The organism is uncultured Amnibacterium sp., assembly GCF_964244015.1.
Classification (GTDB): Bacteria; Actinomycetota; Actinomycetes; order Actinomycetales; family Microbacteriaceae; genus Amnibacterium.
Genome location: NZ_CAXTHO010000179.1, coordinates 1 through 4,181, shown reverse-complemented (window position 1 = coordinate 4,181; position 4,181 = coordinate 1). Strand labels below are relative to the sequence as shown.

Genomic DNA, 4,181 nt, shown 5'->3' with positions numbered 1-4,181 from the left:
AACACCTCGCCGTGCTGGAACGGGTTCATCGTCCCAGGGTCGACGTTCAGGTACGGGTCGAGCTTCTGCATCACGACGCGGAGCCCGCGCGACGTCAGCAGGTTCCCGAGGCTGGCCGCCGTGAGGCCCTTCCCGAGCGAGGAGACGACACCCCCGCTGACGAAGACGTGCTTCGTGACCTTCAGCGCCGGCGTCGAACTCCCCGTGTCCACCACGGGGTTCCATCTTATGGACAGTCCGGACATCGCCTCGCCATCGGGGCGGTCAGGGCGCGGCGGCCAGGTCGAGCAGCTCCTGCGCGTGGGCCAGAGCGGTCTCGCTGGTCGCCAGGCCGGACAGCAGTCGCGCCATCTCCGCGACCCGGTCGTCGCCCGTCAGCCGCTGCACCGTCGAGGACGTCACCCCGCCGTCCGAGCCCTTCAGCACCTTCAGATGGTTGGTCGCGAACGCCGCGACCTGCGCCAGGTGGGTGACCGCGATGACCTGCGAGGTGGAGGCGAGCCGCGCGAGCCGCTTCCCCACCTCGGTCGCCGCCGCGCCGCCGATGCCGGCATCGACCTCGTCGAACACGAACGTCGGCACCGGATCGGTGCCGGCCAGCACCACCTCGAGCGCGAGCATCACCCGGGACAGCTCCCCACCGGAGGCGCCCCTGCCGATCGGGCGCGGGTCGGCGCCCGGGTAGCTCCGCAGCAGCAGCTGCACGGCATCGTGACCCGTGGCGGTCAGCTCGGCCCGCCTGGTGACGTCCACCAGCACCGCGGCGGTGCCCATCGCGAGGTCCGCGAGCTCCGCTGTCACCTCGGCGCTCAGCCGCCCCGCCGCCTCCTGCCGGACCTCGGAGAGGCGGTCCGCGAGCTCGACCGCGAGAGCCTCGTCCGCCGCGACCTGCTCGGCGAGCGCGTCGATCCTGCCGGGGTCGGCGTCCAGCTCGAGCAGGCGACGCCCGCCGGACTCCGCGAACGCGAGCACGTCGTCGAGGGTCGGGCCGTGACGGCGCACGAGCACCGCCAGCTCGTTGATCCGCTGCTGCACCACCTCGAGCCGTGCAGGCGCGTCCGGGTCGAGCGAGGCGATGTAGCTGGCGAGATCCGAGGACGCGTCCGCCGCGAGCGACGACAGCGAACCGACGGTCTCCGCCAGTGCCGCGATCTCGGCGTCGAGCGGCGCAACACGCTCGAGGGCCCTGCGCGCCTCGACCAGCATCGAGAGCGCGTCGAGCGCGCCGATGTCGTCGGCGGACAGCGCCTCGTGCGCGGTCGCGGCGGCCACCCGCAGCTCGTCCTGCGCGCCGAGGCGTTCGGCGAGCGTCGCCAGCTCGGCGTCCTCGCCCGGCTTCGGCGCGACACCCTCGATCTCGGCCAGCGCCACCCGCAGCTCGCCCGCCTCCGCGGTGCGCGCGTCCCGCTCCGCCGACAGGCGCTCGAACTCGGCGCGGTCCGCGAGGAGGCGTCGGCGCACCTCGGTGTACTGCTCCAGCACCTCCGCGAGGCGGGCGCCGGCGTACCGGTCCAGCAGCTCGCGCTGCGCGGCCGGCGACTTGAGGCGCAGCTGCTCCGACTGCCCGTGCACGGCGACGAGATCGTCGCTCAGCTCCTGCAGCACCCCGACCGGCATCGAGCGGCCGGCGACGGCGACCCTGCTGCGGCCCTCCGCCGACACCGTCCTCGACACCAGCAGCTCCGCGGCACCGTTCCCGAGGGGCGTCAGCTCGCCGCCCGCTTCGCCGACCCGGCGAGCCACCGGGCCGTGGTCGGCGACGACCCAGCGCGCCTCGGCCACCGCTCGGTCCGCCCCGGCCCGCAGCACGCCCGAGTCCGCCCGGCCGCCGAGCAGGAGGCCGAGCGCGGTGACCACCATCGTCTTGCCGGCGCCGGTCTCACCGGTCAGCGCCGTGAAGCCCGGTCCGAGCGGCAGGACCGCGTCCTCGATGACGCCGATGCCGCGGATCGTGATCTCCTCGATGCCGGGGCGGGGGGCGGTCACGACGCCGGGCCCCGCCAGCCGCCCACGGGCAGATCGAACTTGCGCACCAGACGGTCGGTGAAGCGGTCCCGTGCCGAGTGGAGGCGGGCGAGCCGGACCGGTCTGGGCGACGCGGCGACCTCGACGCGCGCCCCCACGGCGAGCTCGAACATCCGCCTGCCGTCGCACCAGAGCACGCCGGTCGCCGGTGTCCTGCGCAGCACCTCGACGGCGATGACGGAGGAGGGCGGCACGACGAGCGGACGGGCGAACAGCGCGTGCGCCGACAGCGGGACGACGAGCATCGCGTCCACCGTCGGCCAGACGACCGGCCCGCCGGCGGAGAACGCGTATGCGGTCGATCCGGTCGGGGTGGACACGACGATGCCGTCGCAGCCGAACGTGGACAGCGGCCGCTCGTCCACCTCCAGGACGACCTCGAGCATGCGCTCCCGCGCGGCCTTCTCGACCGTCACCTCGTTCAGCGCCCAGTCCTCGTGGACGACCCGATCGTCCACGACCACCCGCACGGAGATCGCCCGCCGCAGCTCGACGTCCCACTGCTGATCGACGACGCGCGCGATGGTGGCGCCGAGGTCGTCGGCCTCCGCCTCGGCGAGGAACCCGACGTGACCCATGTTCACGCCGAGCAGCGGCACGTCGGACAACCGCACCAGCTCGGCCGCGCGGAGGATCGTGCCGTCGCCGCCGAGCACCACCACGAGCTCCAGGTCGTCGACCTGCACCTGCTCGCCGAGCACGGCGACACCCGCGACGTCGCAGCGGACCGCGATGTCCGCCAGGTCAGATGCGGTCAGCACCGGGACGACCCCGCCGTCCCGCAGCATCGCCAGCGCGGACGCCGCCGCATCGACGGTCGAGTCCCGTCCGGTGTGGGCGAGGATCAGCACGTGGCGCCTGCGCTCCGTCACTCGGTCCCCCCGTCCGGACGCACGGCACGCCCGATCGCTGCCGACCAGTGTGCGGGATCGCTGCCGCGCAGACGGTGCAGGTGCACCAGGGCCTCGCGGTTGCCGTGCGCGCCGACGACCGGCGATGCGATCACTCCCACCGTCAGCAGCCCGGTCGCGGCTGCGGTGCCGAGCACGGCCTCGACGGCGCGGATGCGGTCGTCCGCATCGGGGACAAGGCCACCGCGGACCTTCGTCCGTCCGACCTCGAACTGCGGCTTGACCAGGCACACCACATCCGCGTCGTCGGCAGCGACCGCGGCGATCGCGGGCAGGACCATGCTGAGGGAGATGAAGGACAGGTCGGCCACGACGACCTGGGGCGGTACCGCGGTGCCGGCGAGCTGCGCCAGCCGTTCCGGTGTCAGCGTGCGGGCGTTCTCGCCTTCGACGACCACGACCCTCGGGTCCTGGCGCAGCTCGGGCGCGAGCTGGTCGTGGCCGACGTCCAGCGCCACGACGGAGGCGGCACCGCGTTCCAGCAGCACCTGCGTGAACCCGCCGGTCGACGCACCGAGATCGAGCGCCGAGCGGCCGGTGACGTCGATGCCGAAGCGGTCCAGCGCCGCGTCCAGCTTGCCGGCGCCCCGGCCGACCCAGCCGCTGCCGCGGTCCACCTCCAGCACCGTCTCCGGATCGACGCGCTGGGAGACCCGTGTGGCTGGTCTCGTGTCGACGCGGACGCTGCCGGCCGCCACCGCAGCCTGGGCCGCCGCTCGAGAACGCGCGAGGCCACGAGCGACGAGCGCGACGTCCAGCCGCTGGGCGCTGTCCTGAGGCTCTCGACGGGCGGTCACGCGCGAGGCAGCTGCAGTCGGTCCTCGAGCCGCTGCTGCACGGCGAGGTACACGACTGCGCGCGCGGCGAGCGGCAGCGCCTCCACCTCCGCCGGTGTGCTCGGCCCGTCGTCCATGCGCATCATTTTAGCGAGGGGCGCAGACGCAGCACCGCGTCCGGGATACGGAGCGCATAGACGCCGACGCCCGACGACCAGACGGCCTCGGCCACGGCGCGGATGAGGTCGATGGGCTCGCCGGGCCTGATCACCTCGAGCGCGGTGCCCGAGACCCGGGCGACCGCCCGGCCGACCTGCACGCCGTCGCCCTTGCGTCGCACCTCCGGGTAGGGCTCGAGCAGGCCGCGGAGGTCCGCGAGCACGAACTGCGGACGGGCGTTCGGCGCCGCTGCGAGCAGCTGCGTCGGGCCGTCGATCCCGGTGAGGACGAGCGCGGAGGGCATCCCCGC

At 74.1% G+C, this 4,181-nt stretch carries 3 protein-coding genes and 2 pseudogenes; all 5 read right to left on the bottom strand.

Annotated features, from left to right (window positions below; translation table 11 throughout):
• A pseudogene (locus ACFE67_RS14310) lies at window positions 1-212 on the bottom strand (CTP synthase); the annotation flags it as partial.
• Window positions 213-264: 52 nt separating this feature from the next.
• Window positions 265-1,986, bottom strand: a complete 1,722-nt coding sequence (gene recN / locus ACFE67_RS14305; RefSeq protein WP_375407545.1) for a DNA repair protein RecN — start codon at window positions 1,984-1,986, stop codon at window positions 265-267.
• On the bottom strand, window positions 1,983-2,897 hold the full coding sequence (locus ACFE67_RS14300) for an NAD kinase (RefSeq protein ID WP_375407544.1): 915 nt from the start codon (window positions 2,895-2,897) through the stop codon (window positions 1,983-1,985). The genes recN and ACFE67_RS14300 overlap by 4 nt, the downstream gene beginning before the upstream one ends.
• Complete coding sequence (locus ACFE67_RS14295; protein WP_375407543.1) at window positions 2,894-3,733, bottom strand: TlyA family RNA methyltransferase; 840 nt, start codon at window positions 3,731-3,733, stop codon at window positions 2,894-2,896. The genes ACFE67_RS14300 and ACFE67_RS14295 overlap by 4 nt, the downstream gene beginning before the upstream one ends.
• 121 nt (window positions 3,734-3,854) lie before the next feature.
• A pseudogene (locus ACFE67_RS14290) lies at window positions 3,855-4,181 on the bottom strand (haloacid dehalogenase); the annotation flags it as partial.